This window comes from Arthrobacter sp. 10T416 (assembly GCF_056394165.1).
This window is the reverse complement of record NZ_JBFTHI010000003.1, coordinates 236377-257358: the sequence shown is the minus strand read 5'-3', so window position 1 is coordinate 257358 and position 20982 is coordinate 236377. Positions and strand designations below refer to the sequence as shown.

Genomic DNA, 20982 nt, shown 5'->3' with positions numbered 1-20982 from the left:
GGTTGGGTCAGCCGGCGGCGGCGCTGGCCGCGGCCTCGGTGGGGGCCAGTCGGAGCCGGCCGACGCGCTCGCCGAGGACGCGCCTGGCCTCGCTGCCCAGCCGGTCGTCGCTGATGAGTTCGTCCGCGTCCTCGAGCGCGGCGATGGTGCTGATGCCCAGGGTGCCCCACTTCGTGTGGTCGGCCAGGACCACCACCCGGCGGGCCGCCGCGACGAAGGCCCGGTCGGTTTCGGCCTCCAGCACGTTCGGGGTGGTGAAGCCGGCGTCGGGGTCGACGCCGTGGACGCCGAGGAACAGGACGTCCAGGTGCAGTTGTTTCAGCGAGGATGTGGCCAGCGGGCCCACCAGGGCATCGGACGGGGTGCGCTCGCCGCCGGTCAGGATCACGGTGGACGGCGAGGAGCTTTGGTGGAAGACGTCGGCAATCCGCACCGAGTTGGTCACCACCGTGATCCGCGGGCCGGCGGAGAGCAGCTGGGCGAGCGCCCACGTGGTGGTGCCCGCGCTGAGGCCCACCGCCATCCCCTCCCGCACCTGGGCCGCCGCCTCCTGCGCGATGGCCATTTTCTCGTCCTTAAGCTGGGTGACCTTCAACTCGAAGCCCGGCTCGTGGGTGCTGGCCCCGCCCGGCAGCTTGGCCCCGCCGTGGATTTTCTCCACGGCGCCGGACGCGTCCAGGGCCTCGATGTCCCGCCGTACCGTCATCAGCGAGACGCCCAGCATCTTGGCGAGATCGGCGACACGGACGATCCGTTCGCGCTGGACCTCGGCGAGGATGGCTGAATGACGGGCTGCGGCGAGCATCTGGGGTCCTTACAGGTTTGAGGGGGTTGGCAGGCTTGGCTGGTGTGAGTGGGCGGCGGCCGTGCCGGCGAGCCCTGCGGCCGCTGAGCGGACGACGGCGACTGCTCCGGCCGCGAGGCCGAGACCGCCGTCGAGCTCGGTGCCGGTGAGCACGTCGACGCCGGCCAGCGGGAGCCGGACGTCGGCGCTCCCGTGGTTGATGCAGAACGTCCAGTCGGTCCCGTCCTTGCTGCGCCGGGCCACCTCGACGTCCTCCGGCAGGTCCGTAACGAGTGGTTCCACCCCTGCGTCCGCGCAGACGGTGCTGAGCAACTCGCCCAGTCCCTCCGGCGCGAGCGAGGTCGCGACGTAGTAGGCTCGGCCGCTTCCGGCAGAGTTCCGGGTCACGGCGGGGGAACCGGCGGCCGGTCCCTCGTCCACGGCGGCGAGGACCTCGGCGGTGGTGGCCTGCCCGAGCTCGTTCCAGCAGGTGCCGGCGCCGTAACCGGTGAGCCGGACATTCTCGCCTTCCCGGAGCGGGAAGAACTCTTCCATCCGGACGCCGAGCAGCGCGCTGAACCCGCCGGGGTAGCTGCCGAGCCTGATGTGGTCATTTTCGTCCACGATACCTGAGAAGTACGTCACTATGAGGTGGCCGCCGGCGCGGACGTAGGCGTCCAGGTTCGCGGCCCCGGCATCGCTGACCAGGTACTGCATCGGGGCGACCACCAGGCGGTAGCCGGAGAGGTCGTCGGTGCCCTGCCGGAAGTCCGTGGGGATGCCGGCGCGGTAGAAGGCGTCATGCCAGCGGCGGGTTTCGGCGATGTTGGATGCGTCCACGCTGGGGTGCGAGTCCAGTTCCGAGGCCCACCGGGCGTCGGTGTCGTGCAGGATGGCGACGTCCACTTGGCCGGAGGCGCCGGTGGCCACGGACCCGGCGATCTCGGCCAGGCTGCGCAGCGCCTGTCCGAGCTGGACCACTTCACGCCAGACCTTGGTGTCGGTGCCGGCGTGCGGCAGCAGCCCGGAGTGGAACTTCTCGGCGCCGGCCCGGGAGGCCCGCCACTGGAAGAACAGCGCGCCGTCGGCCCCGCGGGCCACGTGCTGCATGGAATTGCGGAGCATCTCGCCGGGCGCCTTGGCGATGTTGCGGGGCTGCCAGTTGACGGCGGAGGTGGAGTGCTCCATCAGCAGCCACGGCTTGCCGTTGGCCCAGCCGCGGGTGAGGTCCGCGGTGGCTGCCAGCTCCTGGTAGTTCCGCGGGTCCTCGGCAATCAGGTAGTGGTCGTTGGACACCACATCCATTTCCTCGGACCAGCGCCAGTAGTCCACCGGCTGGTGCAGGCCCATGTTGAAGCCCATGAAGTTGGTGGTGACCGGGTGGCCCGAGTGCGAGCGGAGGATGGCGGCCTCGGCCTTGTAGCATTCGAGCAACTCATCGGAGGAGTAGCGGGCGAAGTCCAGCTGCTGGGTGGGGTTCACCCAGGTTCCGGAGGTCCGCGGCGGCAGGATCTCCTCCCAGGCCGAGTAGCGCTGCGACCAGAAGGCGGTGCCCCAGGCGGCGTTGAGCGCGTCGAGGCTGCCGTAGCGGGCCTCGAGCCAGCGCCGGAAACCGGCAGCGGCGCCGTCGGAGAAGTCCGGCTGGTTGTGGCAGCCGTATTCGTTATGGACGTGCCACATCACGACGGCGGGGTGGTCCTTGTAGCGGACGGCGATCTGCTCGGTCAGCGCGGCGGCCGCCCGGCGGTAGTCGGGGCTGGAAGCCGCGAATGCCTGCCGTGAACCGTAGCTGTGGCGGACGCCGTCGGCAGTGACCGGCAGTGATTCCGGGTATTTGTGGCTGAACCAGGGCGGCGGCGATGCGGTGGCGTTCGCCAGGTCCACCCGGATGCCGTTGGCGTGCAGCAGGTCCAGGACCCGGTCCAGCCAGCCGAACTCGTAGACGCCCTCGGACGGTTCCAGCAGCGACCAGCTGAAGATGCCCACGCTGACCAGGTTGACGCCGGCCTCCCGCATCAGCCGGACATCTTCCTCCCACGTTTCCTCGGGCCACTGCTCGGGGTTGTAGTCCCCGCCGAAGGCGAGCATGGGGGAGCCTTCCGAGCCGAGGCGGGCGGTGATGTAGTCCATGGCGGCGTCGGTCTGCTTGGTGCTGTTGTCCACAATTATCCTTTGCTGGAGCCGAGGGTCAGGCCGGCCACGAAGTGTCGCTGGAGCAGGAGGTAGATCACCAGGGCCGGGATGGCCGTGATCATGGCGCCGGCGGCGATGAGGTTGTAGTTGGAGAGGAACTGGCCCTGGAGGTTGTTGACGGCCGTGGTGAGGGGGAGGCGGTCCCCGCTCTGCAGGAAGAGCAGCGGCCAGAAGAAGTCGTTGTAGATGAAGATGACTTCGAGTGTTCCCATGGCGGCCAGGGCGGGACGGCAGAGGGGCAGGATGATGTCCCAGTACTGGCGCCAGATCCCGGCCCCGTCAACCAGCGCAGCCTCGGTGAGTTCGGGGGAGAGGGCCTTCATGTAGTTCGAGAGGACGAAGGTCACGAAGCCGATCTGGAACGCGGTGTCCACGGCGATCACGCTGATGTAGGTGTTGAGCAGGCTCCCCGAGTCGCTGACGCTGTAGGGAAGCGGCAGCAGCTTGAACATCTCGAACAGGGGCGCGGCGAGGACCTGCGGGGGAAGCAGGTTTCCGGCCGTGAACATAATCAGGAGCGTGACGTTGAACTTCCAGCTGACCCGGCTGACGGCGAACGCCATCATCGAGGCGAAGAACAGCACCAGCAGGACGGACGGGATGGTGATCAGCGCCGAGTTCCAGGCGTACTGGGCGAAGCCGCCCTGGGTCCAGGCCTGGCTGAAGTTGTCGAAGTTGAAGGACCCCTCGAAGCTGAAGTAGCCGTACTTGTCCGTGTCCGCCTTGGGCCGCAGCGCGGTGAAGATGGTCCAGACCAGGGGGATGAGCCACATCACTGCGAGCACGATCAGGAAAATGTGGATGCCGTAGTGGCGTTTTCCGCGCTTGGCGCCGGCCTGCTGGCGGGACGCCGCACGGGCGCTGCGCCCGGCGATGGTGTTGCCCGCGGCCGGTGCATCGGTGGGCTGTGCGATGCTCATGCCTCTTTGTCCTTTCCGAAGGCCCTGGACAGGTAGAAGGTGATGGGAACCAGGGAGATGACAAGGAGGATGACGGCCAGCGCCGATCCGACGCCGATCACCTGACCCTCTCCGACCAGGTTTTGGATGACCAGGGCGCTGATGAGTTCCAGGCCGTTGGTGCCGCGGTTGATCACGTAAACAATGTCGAAAGCCCGGAGGGATTCGATCACGGTGATGACGATGATGATGACGTTGACCGGCCGCATGGCCGGGAAGATGACCCGGAAAAAGGTCTGGACGGCGTTGGCGCCGTCGATCTGCGCAGCTTCGCGGAGGGTGGGATCGACGCCCTTGAGGCCGGCCAGATAGAGGATCATGACGTAGCCCGCGTGCCGCCAGGTCGCGGCGATGAGGGCGGCCCAGATGTTCACGCTGGAATCGCCGAACCAGTCGACGGCCTGGGGTGTGCCCGCGGTGCCGAGCAGGAAGTTCAGCAGCCCGCTGTCGCGGTTGTAGAAAAGCTGCCAGATGACGCCGATGAGTGCCAGGGAAAGCATCACCGGGGTGAAGAAGATGCTCTGGTAGATCTTGCTGCCGCGGATGTTCTGGTCCAGCAGGATCGCCAGCAGCAGGCCCAGCGGGGTGGCGATCACAGCCAGGAACACCAGCCAGAGCACGTTGTGCTGCACGGCGGGCCAGAACGGCGGGTAGTTCTGGGCGATGAAGTCGTAGTTGCTCAGGCCCGCGGGCTTGATGTCGTCGAGGCTCAGGCCATTCCACCGGGTGAAGGACAGGGCAGCCGACAGCAGTGTTGGGATCCAGACCAGGACCAGTTGGATCAGGGTGGGCAGGCCCACCATAAAGGCCAGGACCCATTTATCGCGGCCTGAAAGCCGGCGGACCCGCCCCGTCGGGGCAGCGGCTTTGCGCCGCGCCCCGACGGGGCTCGTATCGGTTGGTGTACTCACGAGAACTTATTCCTTAGTGCCGGATGGTGGTGGCCCGAACGGCCACTACTGGGCGGCGTAGAGCGACTTGGCCTGGGCTTCCAGGTTCTTGACGTCCACGTTGCCGTCCTTGATGAAGGACTGCAGCGCCGGGATCATGACGTTGTTGGCCATGGCCGGAAGCGCGTCCCGGTCGAAGAACTGGCTGATGCTCTTGGCGTTGGAGATGACATCGGCCATCTTCTTGCTCAAGGGCGAGAACTTAGACGTATCGGCGCCCTTCGCGGCGGCGATGTTCGAGCTGTCGACGGAGGCGTAGACATTCTGACCCTCCGGGGTGCCGAGATAGGCCAGGAAATCCTTGGCGGACTGGTTCTGGCCGCCCTTCTTGGACAGCAGGAGTCCGTCGATGGGGGCTTCGACGGCGTCCCGGCCCTCCACCGCCACCTCGGGGAACGGGAAGAAGTCGATGTCTGCGGCGACGGTCTTGTCCGTGTACTGCTGGGTGAGGAAGGAGCCGAGGAGGTACATGCCCGACTTCTTCGAACCGAGGTTCTTGGCCGAGTCCTGCCAGGTCATGCCCAGGGCGTTGGGGTTCTGGAACGGGAGCAGCTGCTTCCAGGTGTCGAAGACGTCGCTGACCTTCTTCTGGTCCCACGATTCCTTGTGCGCCGTGAGGTCCATATGGAACTGGTAGCCGTTCAGGCGCATGTTCAGGTAATCGAACGTGCCCATGGCCGGCCAGCCGTCCTTGTCGGCGAATTCGATCGGGATGAGGCCGTCAGCCTTCATCTTCTTGGCGAGGGCCACAAGCTGGTCGAACGTGGTGGGGACCTCGTAGCCCTTTTCCGTCCAGAGGCTCTTCCGGTAGAAGAAGCCCCACGGGTAGTTGTAGTTCGGGACGAAGTACATCTTGCCGTCGGCTCCGGTGGAGGCCTTCTTCATGGCGTCGGAGTAGTTGCCGCCGATCTTTTCCCAGACGTCGTCGATCGGCGCCAGCAGGCCCTTTCCGGCGTAGTACTGCATCCGGTAGCCGGCGAACCAGGTGAAGGTGTCGTCCGGGCTGCCCTGAAGGTAGGTGTTGATTTTGTTCTGGAAATCGTTGTGCGGCACCACGTTCGTGGTGACAGCGACGCCGGACTTCTTGGTGAAGGCATCGGTGACGGCCTTGTAGGCGGCCTTGGGCACCTCGTCCGATGAGCCCGATCCGAACGTGACGGTCTTGCTGCCGCCGCTCGCTGCGGGGCCGCTGCCGCCTGTGCACGCGGCCAGGAAGGGTACCCCGGCCATGGCGATGGCGCCGGCGCCGAATGTCTTCAGCAGCGTCCGCCGGTCCCACCCGCCCTGGGCGGAGGCTTGGCGCAACGCGTCTTCGTGCATGGTCATGATTTCTCCTTTGAAACAGCGCGGGTGGTGTGAAGCAGCTCACATGATTATCTATCATAATCGCACAATAAGGAACGTCAAGAGGCAAAAAAGAACATTCTTGCACCGGGATCGAGAAGTGTGACGTCGAGGACGGCGTCGACGGACGCCGGGTGGGGGTACCGAGTGGGGGCGCCGGGGCGGCGGCTGGCGACAGTGCCGTCGGCCCGTAGATATTTCCGGGGCCGCCCGCCACACTGAAAGATGATCGCCGGCAGTCATCGCTGTGCCGGCGGCCGGTGGCGCACCGCCTGTGATCCGGGGCTGCCCACCACGCTCCCGCTGGCCAGCAAACAGATTTCACCGGCCCTAGGAACTCATGGCATCAAACCCTGAGCGCAAAAAATTCCGCCCCTCCCGGCGCCTCATCACGGTCTTAGTGGCCATCCTCGCGGCGCTGGGCATCTGGCTGGGATCGACCGTGGTGTTGCGCGGCGCCGAGCCGGGTCCGCTGCCGGCTGCCGATGGGACCATCAGCATCGAGCTGGACAAGCCCGTCAACACCTTCGACGGCTACCGCGCCATGGGCGCGGGGGCGGACGGGCTGGAAGAAAACGAAATCGACCGTGTCTGGTCTGCCCGGAACGTCGAAGCCATGAAGTCGGCCGGATTCGGTCCGCTGAGTTACCGGCTGCGCACCGAGCTGGGGGTCAAGGCGTGGCACTGGAACCCACGGGGGAACTGGAGCCAGCCGGACCGGGAGCAGGGTTACTGGACGTCCTCGTCGGAGCCTGCGGGGGACTACGGCGTCTCCTATGGCTACCGCCTCCCGAGGCGCGGAAACACGATCGACCAGGGCAAGGACAACGGGCACTCCCGGCTCAACGACGGGGACGACGCGACCTTCTGGAAAAGCAACCCCTATCTGGATCCGCATTACACCGGGGAACCGGCCGGGCTGAATCCGCAGTGGATCATGACCGAGTTCCCGCAGGCACTGCCCGTGGATATGGTCCGCTTCGACTGGGGGACGCCGTACGCTACCTCGTTCAAGGTGCAGTACTGGACCGGCACTGACGCGCGGTTCCCCGTCGACCAAGGCACCTGGCGGGACTTTCCGCAGGCGGCCCACCGGGGGACCGCAGGCACCCAGGCCGTACGCGTCGCTGACCGGCCCATCAACGTCCAGTACCTCCGCATCCTGCTTCTGGAAGGTTCAGGCACCGCCCCCGCCGGATCCCGCGATATCCGCGACGGCCTCGGCGTCGCCGTCCGCGAACTCTACATTGGCCGGCAGCAGGGCGGGTCCTTCATCGACAACGTCCGGCACCGCGAGTCGCGCCGCCAAACGGTGATGTGGACCTCCTCGACCGATCCCTGGCACCGCGCGGAGGACCTCGACAAGAACTACGAGCACGCCAGTTTCGAGCGGCTTTTCGCCAGCGGCATCACCCGTGGGGAGCCCATGATGGTGCCCGTTCCGGCGCTGTACGGGACTCCCGAGGACGCTGCAGCCCTGGCAACCTACCTCAGTAGGAGCGGCTACCCGGTCCGGCGGATCGAGGTCGGCGAGGAACCGGACGGCCAACTGGCCCAGCCGGAGCACTACGGCGCCCTGTATGTGCAGATGGCGGCCGCCATGAAGGCCGTGAACCCGTCACTGGAGTTCGGCGGCCCGGGGTACCAGACCACGCTGCCCGACTGGGTGCATTGGCCCGACGGGCACGGCGTCCGGTCCTGGACCGGCCGCTTCGTGTCCTACCTCCGCCACCGCGGGGCCATGCAGGACTTTAACTTTTTCTCCTTCGAGTGGTACCCGTTCGATGACGTGTGCGCGGACCCTGCCGCGACGCTGCCCCAGAACCCGGACCTGCTTGCGCAGCTTCTCAAGCGCCAGCACGACGCCGGCCTGCCCGCCGAGATCCCCAAGGTCATCACCGAGTATGGCTACTCGTCCTTTGTGGGGGCGGTGGAACTCGAATTGCCCGGGGCCATGGTTAATGCCGAAACCGCCGCCATGTTCCTGGCGATGGGCGGCGAAAGCAGCTACTTCTACGGGATCGAGCCGAACTGGGTGGTCCAGGACGATGTCGGGGAGAAGTGCGACACCTGGGGCAACCTGATGCTGTTCCAGTTCTATGACGAATGGAAGATCCGCCCGGTAGCCGCCTTCCAGGCCGCCCGGTTGGTCAACGAGCACTGGCTGGAAGCCGGTACCGGCCGCCACACCATGTACAGCACCACCAGTGATGTCCGGAATGCGAAGGGCCAGGCGCTGGTCACCGCCTACTCGGTCCGCCGACCCGACGGCAGGCTCGGCGTGTTGCTGTTTAACAAGGACCCCAAACGGGCCTTCACCGTCCGCCTGGTGCAGCACGACGGCGGGGACAGCCGGCCGCTGAAAGGGAATCTGGAACTAGACCAGTATTCGGCGGCGCAATACCAGTGGAATCCCTCCCGCGGCAGGGGCAACGGCGGCCATCCTGAACCCAACGACCCGCCGGTCAGCATCACCATCGGCGCGGACAGGCACGCCACCATCACGTTGCCGCCCTACAGCATCTCCGTGGCACTGGCCCCCGGCTGAGCCGCCGGCCGGGTCAGGCCGAGCGGCTACTCGCAGCCCACTCCGTCGCCGTCGCGGTCCAGTTTGCGGCTGTACCCGGGCTGCCCGGCACGGATCGGCGCGGCACCGGCGGCCCGGGCCGCGGAGCAGTTGGCGTAGTAGATATCCGGGGCCGGAGCCGCCGGGGCGGGCGCCTGTACGGGGGCCTTGCGGACCGGCGCTAGTGCAGGTGCGGGTGCCACTGCCGGCGCCGGTGCGGCCGGGAGCTGGGTGGCGGGGGCGACGGCGGCCGAGCAGTCCGCCAGGATCCGGGCCATGGCATCGTGCTCGGCCCGGGTGACCCAGAGTGCGTAACTGGCCTTGACCGAAATCTGGCGCGCCACGTAGGCGCAGCGGTACGACTTGTTGGCCGGAAGCCAGGTGGCGGCGTCGCCGTCGCTCTTTTGCATATTCGCCGGCCCGTCGACGGCCAGCAGGTTCAGCGGATCATTGGCGAAAGCGAGCCGCCGTGCCGGACTGAGCCGCTGCGCCCCCTTCTGCCACGCGTCGCTGAGCGCCACGACGTGGTCGATCTGGACCGCGCTGCTGGTGCGGGCGCCGCGCTGGAAGGGAATGGACGTGGCGGTGTACGGATCCTTCAGCACGCCGGAGAGCACCACGCAGCCGTGCGTTCCGGGCTTGAGGACTTCCGCGGTGAGGTCGCGGCGCAGGATGTCGTTGCGGGTGTCGCAGCCGTTGCGGTCGACGTCGGACCAGGCCTGCCCGAACTGGTCCCGGGCATATCCGGTCTTGGGTGCCCTGCCTTTGACCGGGATCGTTGCCAGCACTTTGAGGGCTGTGGCTGCAAAAGCCGGCTGCTTGGACGGGGTTTTGGCCACGGCAGCTTTGGAGGCGGTGCCGGGAGTGGCGGACGGTGCGGGGGCCGCCGTCGCCGTTTTGCTCGGCGTCGGCGCAGGGGTGCCGGCCGCGGAGGGCAGTGTGGCGGCGGCACTGCCGGCCTGGGCGGCCGGTGAAGAGACGCCGGCGCAGGCGCTGGTCGAGGCCAGCAGGACGGCGGCGATCCCGCAGGTGATCCAGTCGACGGCCCCCGGCCGGCGGCCGCCGCCCTGTCGCGTACCAATCCTGCGCACTTCATCCCCCGTTGCTTGTCCTGCGGCCCGGTTTTGGCCGTTGCCAGCCTACCGGCGGTCCTCAGGCGAGCAGCAAGGCCACGCCGATCATGGCGGGGACAGCCACCACGGTGGTGATCAGCACCGTATCTTTGGCCACGGTGAGGCCTGTCCTGTACCGGTTAGCCGCGACAAAAACGTTCTGTGCCGTGGGCAGCGCCGACGTGACCACCACGGCGAAGAGCGCCTGGTCCTGCAGGCCGAGGGCGAACCGGGCGAAGAGGTAGGCCAGCGTGGGGTGCAGGATGAGCTTGAAACCGCTGGCCAGCAGGGTGTCAATCCTCCGGCCCGTGTCCGCCTGCAGCGGCCGTGACCCGTTCAGGCTCATGCCGAACGCCAGCAGCATGGCAGGAATCGCGGCGCCCCCGATCAGGTGGATCGGCTGCAACACCAAAGCAGGAACCTCCCAGCCGGTCCCGGCCACCAGGAGGCCGAGCCCGGAACCGACAATCATGGGGTTGCGAAGAATCATCAGGGCGAAGCTCAGCGGGGTGGTCCGGTGCGAGCTGGTGGTGGCGTCAAGGAACATCAGGAACAGCGGCGTGAAGAAGGCCAGCTGAAAGATCAGCAGCGGGGCCACGTAACTGGCGTCCCCGAGGACAAACACGGCGATCGGGATGCCCAGGTTGGCCGAATTGGCCAGGGAAGCGCTCATGGAGGACACCAGGGCTTCCGGGACCGGGCGTTTGAGCAGGAACCGCACGATGCCGAAGTAGATAGCCGCCGTTGCCACTGCGCCTACGGCCGTCACCAGCAGCGGTGCGGCGAAAACGTCGTGCAGTTTGGCCTTGCTGAGGGTTTCAAAAAGCAGCGCCGGGCTCGCTACGAAGAACGTCAGCGCACTCAGGACGTTGCGGGCGTTCTCGCCCAGGATGTTGCGCCTGCCGACGAACATGCCCACCAGGATGATGAACCAGACGACGAAGAAACCGGCGAGGACTCCTAGCACGCGGCTGTCCTGGACGGCGCGGGCGGAATCAAAGGGGTGGGCACCCGTCCACAATAATCAGATTTGTCCCGGGAACCGCGACGCCGGGGCGGCACCGCGTCACGAAGCGTCCAGGTCCGACGCCCGGAATGAGGGCGGCGGGCGCCGGCGTTAGTTCAGCGTGGCGTTGTTCAGCGCGTGCGGCGGCCGCAGCAGGCCTGCGGTGTGGCCCTCCGCGGGATCGTTGCCGATCTGGGCGATCTTGTTGTCCTTGTCCACGTGGACCACCTTGGGGACGTAGGACTTCGCCTCTTCGGAGGTCATCTGCGCGTAGGTGATCAGGATGACGATGTCGTTTTCGTGCATCAGGTGCGCCGCGGCGCCGTTGATGCCGATGACGCCGGAACCGCGCTCGCCGGCGATGGTGTACGTCTCGAGCCGGGCGCCGTTGGTGACGTCGACGATCGCGACGAGCTCACCGGGGAGGATGTCGGCCGCCTCCAGCAGGTCCAGGTCCACGGTGACCGAGCCGACATAGTGGAGGTCCGCGTGGGTGACCGTGGCGCGGTGGATTTTGGACTTGAACATTGTTCGATTCATAACGTCACCATTCTAGCGCCGGGACGTGCGGCGCGCTGTGAGCCAGGAAACACCGCCCGGACCCCCGGGCCGCGGCACCGTCAGGCCGGCGGGGCGATGGACGCCGCGGTTTCGGCGAGAATTTCGCGGGCCGCGAGGATTGCCGGGCGCTTGGCGCTGGAGCGCCGCACGGACGTGAAGACTGTGCGGCGGGGGTTGCCCGGGAGGTCGATCAGCTGGGCCGTGGTTCCCCGGCCGGTCCACACCAGGTCCGGCATCAGCGCCACAGCGTTCCCCGATTCGATGAGCCGGATCTGGGCCTGCAAGTCGGCGGTCTCGAAACGCACGTCCGGCTCGAACCCGGCAGTGCGGCAGGCCTGCTCCGCCCAGTGCCGGGACGCCGCGCCCCGCGGTTCCATGACCCAGGACAGTGCTGCGGTGTCGGCGAGGGACGTGATGGCCGGCCGGCCCGGGGCTGCGGGCGGCACGGCCAGCCGGATCGCATCCCCGGTGAGGCGGACCCGGTCCAGTTCGGCGTAGCGCGGCGCCGCGTGTCCCGGGTACTGCTCCGCGATAACAAGGTCAAAGTCCCGCGCCCAAGTTTCGTGGAGGGCCGTCTCGGGTTCCCGCTGGATCATCTCAATCCGGACTTCCGGGTAGCTGGCGGCCATCCGGGTCAGGGCATCGGGCATCAGGGCCAGGGCCGCGGACTGGAAAACAGCGATCCGCACCGTTCCGGTCACTGTGGTGAGTGAAGCCGCGAGGTCCGCCTCGGCCTGCTCGAGGGTTTCGAGCAGCTGCGTGGTGTGCGCAACCAGCACCTCCGCCTGCGGCGTCAGCTGCACGCGGCGGCCGGTTTTACGCAGAAGGTCCACGCCCGCTTCCTTTTCCAGGAGGGCCAACTGTTGGGAGACCGACGACGGGCTGTACTGCAGCGCTTCGGCGACTTCGGCGAGCGTGCCGCGGATTTTGAGTTCGCGTAAAAGGCGCAACCGCCGGACGTCGAGCATCGATATTCCTTTGTGAATTCTAATGGTTATTGATTAGGAGAATTCACTTTATCTAATGCAACCGGGCTTGCATACTGTTCTCACTGAGTAACCCCCATCACAGGGCGGATTGATGGGCGCCACCCCCGAGCAGGAGACCCTGATGAGCACCAGAGAACTGACCAGATCGATCATGCGGCGCAAGCCCATCGACGATATTGAAGAAGAAAACAAGCACAGCGGCCTGTTCAAGAGCCTCGGGCTATGGCAGCTGACGGCCATCGGCGTCGGCGGCATTATTGGCGTCGGCATCTTCTCGCTCGCGGGGCTGGTGGCCCACGGCAGCGAGGGTGAGCCCGGGGTCGGCCCGGCGGTGCTGTTCTCGTTCCTGATCGCCGGACTGGCCTCGGCAGCGGCCGCGCTGTCCTACGCCGAGTTCGCGGGAATGATCCCGCGGGCCGGTTCTGCCTATACCTATGGATATGTGGCGCTGGGAGAGGTGATCGGCTGGTTCATCGGCTGGGACCTCTTGCTCGAATACATTGCCATCGTGGCGGTGGTGGCAATCGGCATTTCCGGATACTTCGACGCGTTCCTGTCCGGCATCGGCATCCACATGCCGGTCTGGATGACCTCCACCGTGGATGAGGGCAAGGGCGGCGTGATCAATATTCCGGCCATTGCCGTTTGCCTCCTCGTGACCTGGATCCTGTCCCGCGGCACCAAGACTTTCGGCCGGTTCGAACTGGTGGCCGTCGCGATCAAGGTTGTCCTGATCCTTTTCATCATCGGGCTGGGCATCTTCTACATCAACACCAACAACTACAACCCGTTTATGCCCAGCGGCTTCGGGCCCGTCCTGGCCGGTTCCGCCACCGTCTTCTTCGCCGTGTTCGGCTATGACGCAATGAGCACAGCGGCCGAAGAGGCCACGGACGGCAAGAAGCACATGCCGAAGGCCATCATCCTCTCGCTGATCGTCGCCATGCTCCTGTATGTTGCCGCGACCCTGGTGCTGACCGGGATGCAGAACTACAAGGACATCGACCCCAAGGCCGGCTTCGCCTCCGCCTTCAACGGGGTGGGGCTGCCGGTGATCGCAACGATCATCTCCGTCTTCGCCGTCCTGTCCATCCTGACCGTGATGCTGACCTTCCTGCTCGGTGTCACCCGTGTCTGGTTCTCCATGAGCCGCGACGGGCTGCTTCCGGGCTGGTTTGCCAAGACCGACCGCAACGGCACCCCGCAGCGTGTCACCTGGATCGCGGGAGTGGCCTCGGCGCTGCTGGCCGGCGTCTTCCCGATCAAGGCCGTCGCTGACCTGACCAACATCGGCATCCTGGCCGCCTTCGTCGTCGTCTGCCTCTCCGTCATCATCTTCCGCTACAAGAAGCCCGACGCCCCGCGCACCTTCCGGCTGCCGTTTATGCCGGTGGTTCCCCTCTTCGGCATGCTCGCCTCGGCCTTCCTTATGGTGCAGCTGCACTGGGAGACGTGGGTCCGCTTCGGCGTCTGGCTGGTGATTGGCCTGGTGATCTACTTCGGATACGGCCGCAAGCACTCGCTGATGAATCCGGACAGCCCGCGGCACCAGGAAGCCGTGGAAATGCACCGCCACGTCGGCTAACGCCTTCTCCTGAAGGACCCCCTCCCGCGTGCGCGGAAGGGGGTCCTTTGCGTCTGTACGGACGGCGCGGAAGGGGGCCGGTACGCCCGCGGAGCGCCTGCACCGCGCCGTTGCGAAACGTTCGGTTCTACTAACCAGTATTGCTCAGAAAACATCGCTTTATCTTATGGAAATCCGGTCGCATACTAAATCAAGAACGGTCCACATTTTGAGAAAGAACGAGTGCCACCATGACCAACACCTCAACGGAATCCGGCCTGAACGCCGGCGCGGACGCGGGCAACGAGGCCACGCACGCCGCAGTCTCGGAAGGCTCCCCCGTGCTTGAGGCGGCAGCCCTCGCCGAGGAAACCACCGCCCTGGTCCGCCACTGGCTCACCGAGGCCGCCAAGGTGCCCGTCGACGCCTCGGCCCAGCAGCTCGCCGGGGTTCTGAAGGACCCCAACGGTCTTGACTTCACGGTCGGCTTCGTTGACGGCGTCGTGCGTCCCGAGGACCTGCAGGTCGCGGCCCGCAACCTCGCCGCCCTGGCCCCCAAGGTTCCGGCGTTCCTGCCCTGGTACATGCGCAGCGCCGTCCGCCTCGGCGGCACCATGGCCCCGGTCCTGCCGCAGGTGGTCATCCCGGTTGCCCGCCGGGTGCTCCGGGAAATGGTCGGCCACCTCATTGTTGACGCGACGGACGCCAAGCTCGGCCCGGCCATCTCGAAGATCCGCAAGGACGGCATCAAGCTGAACGTCAACCTCCTGGGCGAGGCAGTCCTGGGCGAGCACGAGGCCTCCCGCCGGCTTGAGGGAACCCACACCCTGCTCTCCCGTCCGGACGTGGACTACGTCTCAATCAAGGTGTCCTCAACCGTCGCCCCGCACTCCGCCTGGGCCTTCGACGAGGCCGTGGAGCACGTCGTGGAGAAGCTCACCCCGCTCTTCACCCGTGCCGCCGCCTTCGCCACAGGAGGCCGCAAAGCCAAGTTCATCAACCTGGACATGGAGGAATACAAGGACCTGGACATGACCATCGCGGTTTTCACCCGGATCCTGGACAAGCCCGAGTTCAAGAACCTCGAGGCCGGCATTGTCCTCCAGGCCTACCTCCCCGACGCGCTCTCCGCCATGATCCGCCTGCAGGACTGGGCCGCCGCGCGGCGTGCCGAGGGCGGTGCGGCCATCAAGGTCCGCGTGGTCAAGGGCGCCAACCTGCCGATGGAACAGGTGGAGGCCTCCCTGCATGACTGGCCGCTGGCCACCTGGGGCACCAAGCAGGACTCGGACACCAACTACAAGCGCGTCATCAACTACTCGCTGCACCCGGACCGGATCAACAACATCCGGATCGGCGTCGCCGGACACAACCTTTTCGACATCGCCTTCGCCTGGCTGCTGGCCAAGCAGCGCGGCGTTGAATCCGGCATCGAGTTCGAGATGCTGCTCGGTATGGCGCAGGGCCAGGCCGAAGCCGTCAAGAAGGACGTCGGGTCCCTCCTGCTGTACACCCCGGTGGTCCACCCCGCCGAGTTCGACGTCGCGATCGCCTACCTGATCCGCCGCCTCGAAGAGGGCGCCAGCCAGGACAACTTCATGTCCGCCGTGTTCGAACTCAGCGAGAACGAGACTCTGTTTGAGCGCGAGAAGCAGCGCTTCCTGGCCTCGCTCGCCAAGCTCGACGACGAGGTTCCGGCCCCGAATCGCCGGCAGAACCGTGCCCTTCCGGCCGAGCCGATGCCGCGCGACTCCTTCGGCAACACCCCGGACACCGATCCGTCCCTCCCGGCCAACCGCGACTGGGGCCGGGCCATCCTTGGCCGCGTCCAGGGCTCCACCCTGGGCAACGCCGCCGTCGAGGCCGCCACGATCAATGACGAGGCGGCCCTGAATGCCGTCATCGACACCGCGGTCGAGAAGGGCAAGGCCTGGGGTGCCCTCTCCGGAGCGGAACGGGCCGAAATCCTGCACCGCGCCGGCGACGTGCTGGAGGCCCGCCGCGCCGACCTCCTCGAGGTCATGGCGAGCGAGACCGGCAAGACGATTGACCAGGGTGATCCCGAGGTCAGCGAAGCGGTGGACTTCGCGCACTACTACGCCGAATCGGCCCGCAAGCTCGACGACGTCGACGGCGCCACGTTCGTACCGGCGAAGCTGACTGTCGTGACGCCGCCCTGGAACTTCCCCGTGGCCATCCCCGCAGGGTCCACCCTGGCGGCGCTCGCCGCAGGATCCGCCGTGGTGATCAAGCCCGCCAAGCAGGCCCGCCGCAGTGGTGCCGTGATGATCGAGGCCCTCTGGGAGGCCGGTGTCCCGCGCGACGTGCTCACCATGGTGCAGCTCGGCGAGCGGGAACTGGGGCAGCAGCTGATCTCGCACCCCGCCGTGGACCGCGTCATCCTCACCGGCGGCTACGAGACCGCAGAGCTGTTCCGCTCCTTCCGCAAGGACCTGCCGCTGCTGGCTGAAACCAGTGGCAAGAACGCCATCATCGTCACCCCGAGCGCGGACCTGGACCTCGCGGCAAAGGACGTGGCGTACTCCGCGTTCGGCCACGCCGGCCAGAAGTGCTCGGCCGCCTCGCTGGTGATCCTGGTCGGCTCCGTTGCGAAGTCCAAGCGCTTCCACAACCAGCTGATCGACGCTGTCACCTCGCTGAAGGTCGGCTACCCGCAGGACCCGGCCAGCCAGATGGGCCCGATCATCGAGCCTGCCGGCGGCAAGCTCCTCAACGCCCTGACCACCCTCGGTGAGGGCGAGGCCTGGGCCGTGGAGCCGAAGCAGCTGGACGAGTCCGGCAAGCTGTGGAGCCCGGGCGTGCGCCACGGTGTGCGCCGCGGTTCCTACTTCCACCTCACCGAATTCTTCGGTCCGGTCCTGGGTGTTATGACGGCCGAAACCCTGGAGGAGGCCATCGCGATCCAGAACCAGATCGAGTACGGCCTGACCGCCGGCCTGCACTCGCTGAACACCGACGAACTTGCCCTCTGGCTGGACACCGTCCAGGCAGGCAACCTTTACGTCAACCGCGGGATCACCGGCGCCATCGTGCAGCGCCAGCCCTTCGGCGGCTGGAAGAAGTCTGCCGTCGGTGCCGGCACCAAGGCCGGTGGCCCGAACTACCTCGCAGGCCTCGGCGACTGGGTCAGCAAGGCCAGCACGGCCGAGACGAAGCCGGCACACTCCGGCGTTCGCAGGATCGAGGACGCGGCCAAGGGCATCCTGCCGGCCGATGAACTCGGCCCGCTGCAGCGGTCCCTGGCCTCGGACGCCCAGGCCTGGGCCGAGGAGTTCGGCACCGCCAAGGACGTCTCCGGGCTGAGTGCGGAACGCAACGTGTTCCGCTACCGCGCACTGCCGGTCATGGTGCGGTTGTCAGAAGGCCAGCCGCTCGCCGACCTGATCCGCATCGTGGCTGCCGGTGTCCAGGCGGGCTCGGACTTCACGGTGTCCAGCGCCGTCGAAGTACCCGCCCAGCTCCGTGCGGTGCTGTCCGGACTCGGGATTGAGACCACCGTGGAGAACGACGCCGAGTGGCTCGCGTCCGTGGGCCGGCTTGCCCAGGCTGCCACCCTGGCCGTGCCCCGCATCCGCCTGATCGGCGGCGACGCGAAGGCGCTGGCCGACGCCACGGGCGGCCGCCCCGACCTGGCCGTCTACTCCCACCCCGTCACGGAGGCCGGACGCGTTGAACTGCTGCCGTTCCTGCACGAGCAGGCCGTCAGCATCACCGCCCACCGCTTCGGCACCGCGAACCACCTCTCGGACAGCCTGATCTAAGCAGCCAATCCGGGTTCGCGACCCCTGAGTACGCAACGCCGCCGTCCCCGCACTCACAGTGCGGGGACGGCGGCGTTTGCGGTTACATGGGCGCGGGCATGGCTCCTACCCGAGGTACCAGCCCGGCGGGACCCACGCGGCCGGGACGGCATGGGCGGAGAAATCCTCACAGCCTGAACAGAAGTAGGTCACCTCACCGAGCCTGCTGATGGAACCGTCCCGGTGGTGTTTGGCCGGGACAAAGGATTCCAGGTAGACGAACTCATCCGTCCCGCAGCGCTCGCAGTAGGGGATACCGACGAAGTCGTCGTCACCCCGGGTACGGGCCGCATGCGGATCCAGCCTGCCGAGGCTCGGATGCGGCAGGCCTTCCAGGCGGGCAGCTGTACTCAGCGGCGGGGCGGCGCTCATTGGATGGCGCGGCCGCATGGTGGTGTGGGAGTTGTTTATGGCTGGCGTCATTGCTGGCCTATCCCGAACGTTTGCCGGTTTTGCTGCATGGCAACAACGAGGATAAACGTTCGTTTGTCGGATCGTTGTGGGGGCCTCTGCTTGACCTTCAACACTGTCAGGATAGGACAAGTAACACTTGGGTTCAATGGTCGGGGACAGACCCGCTGAAGCAAGTATGTTGCGGGTAGCTACCTGCTGTGGAGCGAGTATTTCGCCGGGGAGCGGGACTAGGACGAGCGGCTGAAGGCGCGGCCAACAATGGTCTGGGTCAGGGCGTCGATCACCTCGGTGTTTGCCAGCGGATTGCGGATCAGGGTGAAGTCGACGTCGCCGACGGGCGGCAGGTCGAAGCGCCGGGTGATGATTTTCAGGTCCTCCGGCACCAGCGAGGAGGGCATCACGGCGACGCCGATCCCGGCCCGGACGGCGGCCAGGACACCGCTGATCTGGCGGGTGGTGCAGGTGATGCGCCAGGTCCGGCCGGTGGCCTCGAGCGCGTCGATGGCCAGTTTCCGGCTCAGGCTCGGCGCGGGGTAGGCGATCAGCGGTACCGGATCCCCGGAATCGAGGACAGTCTGCTCGAGGCCCACCCAGGAGAAGGAATCCTGCTGGACCACGGTTCCATCCTTGGCGCCGGCAACCCATTTGACGAATACCAGGTCCAGTTGGCCGGCGTTGAGCCGCTTGTACAGCTGGTCGCTTTGCCCGACCGTCAGTTCCAGGTTGATCTGCGGGTAGATCTGCCGGAACTCCCGCAGGATCCGTGGCAGCCCGGTAATGGCGAGGTCATCCGCCGTGCCAAAGCGCAGCCGGCCGCGCATGGCGGAGCCGGAAAAATAGCGTGCCGCGGAGTCATGGGCAGCGAGGATGGTGCGCGCGAAGCCGGCCATCGCGTCCCCGTTGTCCGTGAGCCGGACATCGCGGGTGTCGCGGGCAATCAGGGTTCGTTTGGCGGCGGCCTCGAGCTTGCGGACGTGCTGGCTGACCGTGGGCTGTGCCAGCCCCAGCCTGTCCGCCGCCCTGGTAAAGCTCAGCGTTTCGGCCACGGCAAGGAACGAGCGCAGCTGGGCCGGTTCAAACATGCCTTCCGCCTGCCGGAGGAACTCGGGTCGCCATGAGATTCCTTTCATTGCATTTCGTGATGCTAGTTATGCCCTGGATAGCCTTCCATTATCAATTGCGGCCAGCTTAGCGTTAAGGAGACCCCGCAGACTTCTTTTCCCTGAGGACTTTCCGTGCCACCCCCTCCGCCGTTCCATCCCGCCGACACCCGGCCGGACCAGAGCCAGCCGACCGTCCCCGCCCCCATTACCCAGCCGATCGGCGTCGTAAGTGAACGCCTGCCGTGGCGGCACACCTTCATTTCCCTGAAGGTCCGCAACTTCCGGATCTTCGCGGTGGGGCACTTCATCGCCGTGGTGGCGCTGTGGATGCAGCGGATCGCCCAGGACTGGCTGGTGCTTCAGCTCTCCGGCTCGGTCACCGCCGTCGGAATTACCGTGGCCCTGCAGTTCCTTCCCTCGCTCCTGCTGGGCCCGTGGGGCGGCATGATGGCGGACCGCTTCGCGAAGCGGAAAATCTTGATGCTGTGCCAGTGCGTGGCCGCCGTATTGGCGGCGACGCTGGCCGTGCTGGCACTCTCGCACCGGATCGAGGTCTGGCAGGTCTACGGGATTGCCCTCATTCTGGGCCTGGTCACCGTACTGGACCAGCCGGCCCGGCAGGTCTTCGTCAACGAACTCGTCGGTCCCGCCTACCTGCGCAACGCCATCAGCGTGAACTCCACGATCTTCCAGCTGGGCGGCCTGATCGGCCCGGCCGTCGCCGGAGTGCTGCTTAGCGCGGTCGGCGCGGGCTGGGCCTTCGCCGGGAACGCGCTGGCGTGCTGCTCCACCCTGACCATGCTGCTGGTCCTGCGCAAGGACGAACTGCACGTGACGCTGCCGGCGGCCAAACGCAAGGGCATGCTCCGGGAGGGGCTGCGCTATGCACTCGGCAAACCCACGATCTACTGGCCGTGGCTGATGGCCGGCTTCGTCGCGGTGTTTGCGATGAGCCTCCCGGTGCTGCTGGCAGCCTTCGCGGACCACGTCTACCGGGCCGGTGCCGGCGGCTACGGTCTGCTCAACGCATTGGTGGCCCTCGGTGCGCTGGCCGGCGCCATCACCTCCGCCAGGCGGCGGCAACTTCGGCTGCGTTCGGTGATGCTGGGCGCCGGGATGTACGGGCTGATGCTCTGCCTGGCCGCCTCCGCGCCGTCGATGGTGTTTTTCGGCGCGGCGATGGTCCTCGCCGGCTTCTGGTGCCTGATGTTCCTGACGGCCGCCAACCAGCTGGTCCAGGTCAGCGCCAACATGGGCATCCGCGGCCGGGTGATGAGCCTCTACATCATGGTGCTCATCGGTGGACAGGCCCTCGGCGGACCACTTATGGGCTGGCTCGCCGAGCACCTTAACCCGCACACGGCCATCCTCATCGCCGGCGCGGTGCCAGCGCTGGCCGCCGCCGTGGTCTCGGTGGTACTTGCCAGGCGCGGCCAGCTGGCGCTCAAGGTGGACCTGAAAAACCGGCGTCAGTTGCTGCGGATTGTCGCGGCCTAGGCTCACGGGGCCGGGGCGTGGGGTTGCCTGATCGAGTAGGGGTTCCGCGGGTCCCCTCGGGTACATTGCGGTGCTGATCCCGGTTTACCCGCAATAAAGTACTCGTGGATGGGGCGGCA

The 20982-nt window shown here is 66.7% G+C and carries 15 protein-coding genes; 4 read left to right on the top strand and 11 right to left on the bottom strand.

Going from position 1 to position 20982, the window contains the following annotated elements:
* Positions 1 to 7: 7 nt before the first annotated feature.
* From AC1DBE_RS06360 to AC1DBE_RS06340, 5 genes are read right to left on the bottom strand one after another with little or no spacing between them, the layout of a single operon-like run.
* A complete protein-coding gene (locus AC1DBE_RS06360) occupies positions 8 to 805 on the bottom strand; it encodes a DeoR/GlpR family DNA-binding transcription regulator (protein WP_476903249.1) in 798 nt (265 codons plus the stop codon).
* Positions 806 to 814: 9 nt separating this feature from the next.
* Positions 815 to 2914 (bottom strand): beta-galactosidase, encoded by a 2100-nt coding sequence (locus tag AC1DBE_RS06355; protein WP_476969974.1) that lies wholly within the window; start codon positions 2912 to 2914, stop codon positions 815 to 817.
* 35 nt (positions 2915 to 2949) lie between these two features.
* Positions 2950 to 3897: a carbohydrate ABC transporter permease gene (locus AC1DBE_RS06350; protein ID WP_476903248.1), complete on the bottom strand. Its 948-nt coding sequence runs from the start codon at positions 3895 to 3897 to the stop codon at positions 2950 to 2952.
* Positions 3894 to 4847: a carbohydrate ABC transporter permease gene (locus tag AC1DBE_RS06345; protein WP_476903247.1), complete on the bottom strand. Its 954-nt coding sequence runs from the start codon at positions 4845 to 4847 to the stop codon at positions 3894 to 3896. Before AC1DBE_RS06345 ends, AC1DBE_RS06350 begins: the two co-directional genes overlap by 4 nt.
* 45 nt (positions 4848 to 4892) lie before the next feature.
* On the bottom strand, positions 4893 to 6212 hold the full coding sequence (locus tag AC1DBE_RS06340; RefSeq protein WP_476903246.1) for an ABC transporter substrate-binding protein: 1320 nt from the start codon (positions 6210 to 6212) through the stop codon (positions 4893 to 4895).
* A gap of 358 nt (positions 6213 to 6570) precedes the next feature.
* On the opposite strand from AC1DBE_RS06340, the gene AC1DBE_RS06335 reads away from it, so the two are divergent.
* Positions 6571 to 8778, top strand: coding sequence for a discoidin domain-containing protein (locus AC1DBE_RS06335; RefSeq protein ID WP_476969961.1), 2208 nt, complete (start codon positions 6571 to 6573; stop codon positions 8776 to 8778).
* Between the two features lie 26 nt (positions 8779 to 8804).
* Here the strand turns inward: AC1DBE_RS06335 and AC1DBE_RS06330 are convergent, their stop codons facing one another.
* The 4 genes from AC1DBE_RS06330 to AC1DBE_RS06315 all read right to left on the bottom strand — a co-directional run bounded on the left by AC1DBE_RS06330 (position 8805) and on the right by AC1DBE_RS06315 (position 12443).
* Positions 8805 to 9887, bottom strand: coding sequence for a GmrSD restriction endonuclease domain-containing protein (locus AC1DBE_RS06330; RefSeq protein WP_476969960.1), 1083 nt, complete (start codon positions 9885 to 9887; stop codon positions 8805 to 8807).
* A gap of 61 nt (positions 9888 to 9948) precedes the next feature.
* Positions 9949 to 10875 (bottom strand): AEC family transporter, encoded by a 927-nt coding sequence (locus AC1DBE_RS06325; protein ID WP_476969959.1) that lies wholly within the window; start codon positions 10873 to 10875, stop codon positions 9949 to 9951.
* Between the two features lie 150 nt (positions 10876 to 11025).
* Positions 11026 to 11454, bottom strand: a complete 429-nt coding sequence (gene panD, locus AC1DBE_RS06320) for an aspartate 1-decarboxylase (RefSeq protein WP_476969958.1) — start codon at positions 11452 to 11454, stop codon at positions 11026 to 11028.
* An 80-nt stretch (positions 11455 to 11534) separates the two neighbouring features.
* Positions 11535 to 12443, bottom strand: a complete 909-nt coding sequence (locus AC1DBE_RS06315; RefSeq protein ID WP_476969957.1) for a LysR substrate-binding domain-containing protein — start codon at positions 12441 to 12443, stop codon at positions 11535 to 11537.
* A 142-nt stretch (positions 12444 to 12585) separates the two neighbouring features.
* Here AC1DBE_RS06315 and AC1DBE_RS06310 point away from each other — a divergent pair, with 142 nt between their 5' ends.
* On the top strand, positions 12586 to 14049 hold the full coding sequence (locus tag AC1DBE_RS06310; protein ID WP_476969956.1) for an amino acid permease: 1464 nt from the start codon (positions 12586 to 12588) through the stop codon (positions 14047 to 14049).
* A 230-nt stretch (positions 14050 to 14279) separates the two neighbouring features.
* Positions 14280 to 17810, top strand: a complete 3531-nt coding sequence (locus AC1DBE_RS06305) for a bifunctional proline dehydrogenase/L-glutamate gamma-semialdehyde dehydrogenase (protein ID WP_476969955.1) — start codon at positions 14280 to 14282, stop codon at positions 17808 to 17810.
* Between the two features lie 105 nt (positions 17811 to 17915).
* On the opposite strand, the gene AC1DBE_RS06300 is transcribed toward AC1DBE_RS06305, so the two are convergent.
* Together AC1DBE_RS06300 and AC1DBE_RS06295 are read right to left on the bottom strand one after the other, a co-directional pair.
* On the bottom strand, positions 17916 to 18272 hold the full coding sequence (locus tag AC1DBE_RS06300) for a hypothetical protein (protein WP_476878266.1): 357 nt from the start codon (positions 18270 to 18272) through the stop codon (positions 17916 to 17918).
* 218 nt (positions 18273 to 18490) lie between these two features.
* On the bottom strand, positions 18491 to 19345 hold the full coding sequence (locus AC1DBE_RS06295; RefSeq protein WP_476878267.1) for a LysR substrate-binding domain-containing protein: 855 nt from the start codon (positions 19343 to 19345) through the stop codon (positions 18491 to 18493).
* A 153-nt stretch (positions 19346 to 19498) separates the two neighbouring features.
* Between AC1DBE_RS06295 and AC1DBE_RS06290 the strand changes: the two genes are divergently transcribed.
* The gene (locus AC1DBE_RS06290; RefSeq protein WP_476969954.1) at positions 19499 to 20863 is read left to right on the top strand and encodes an MFS transporter; all 1365 of its coding nucleotides are present in this window, start codon (positions 19499 to 19501) and stop codon (positions 20861 to 20863) included.
* Positions 20864 to 20982: the final 119 nt, after the last annotated feature.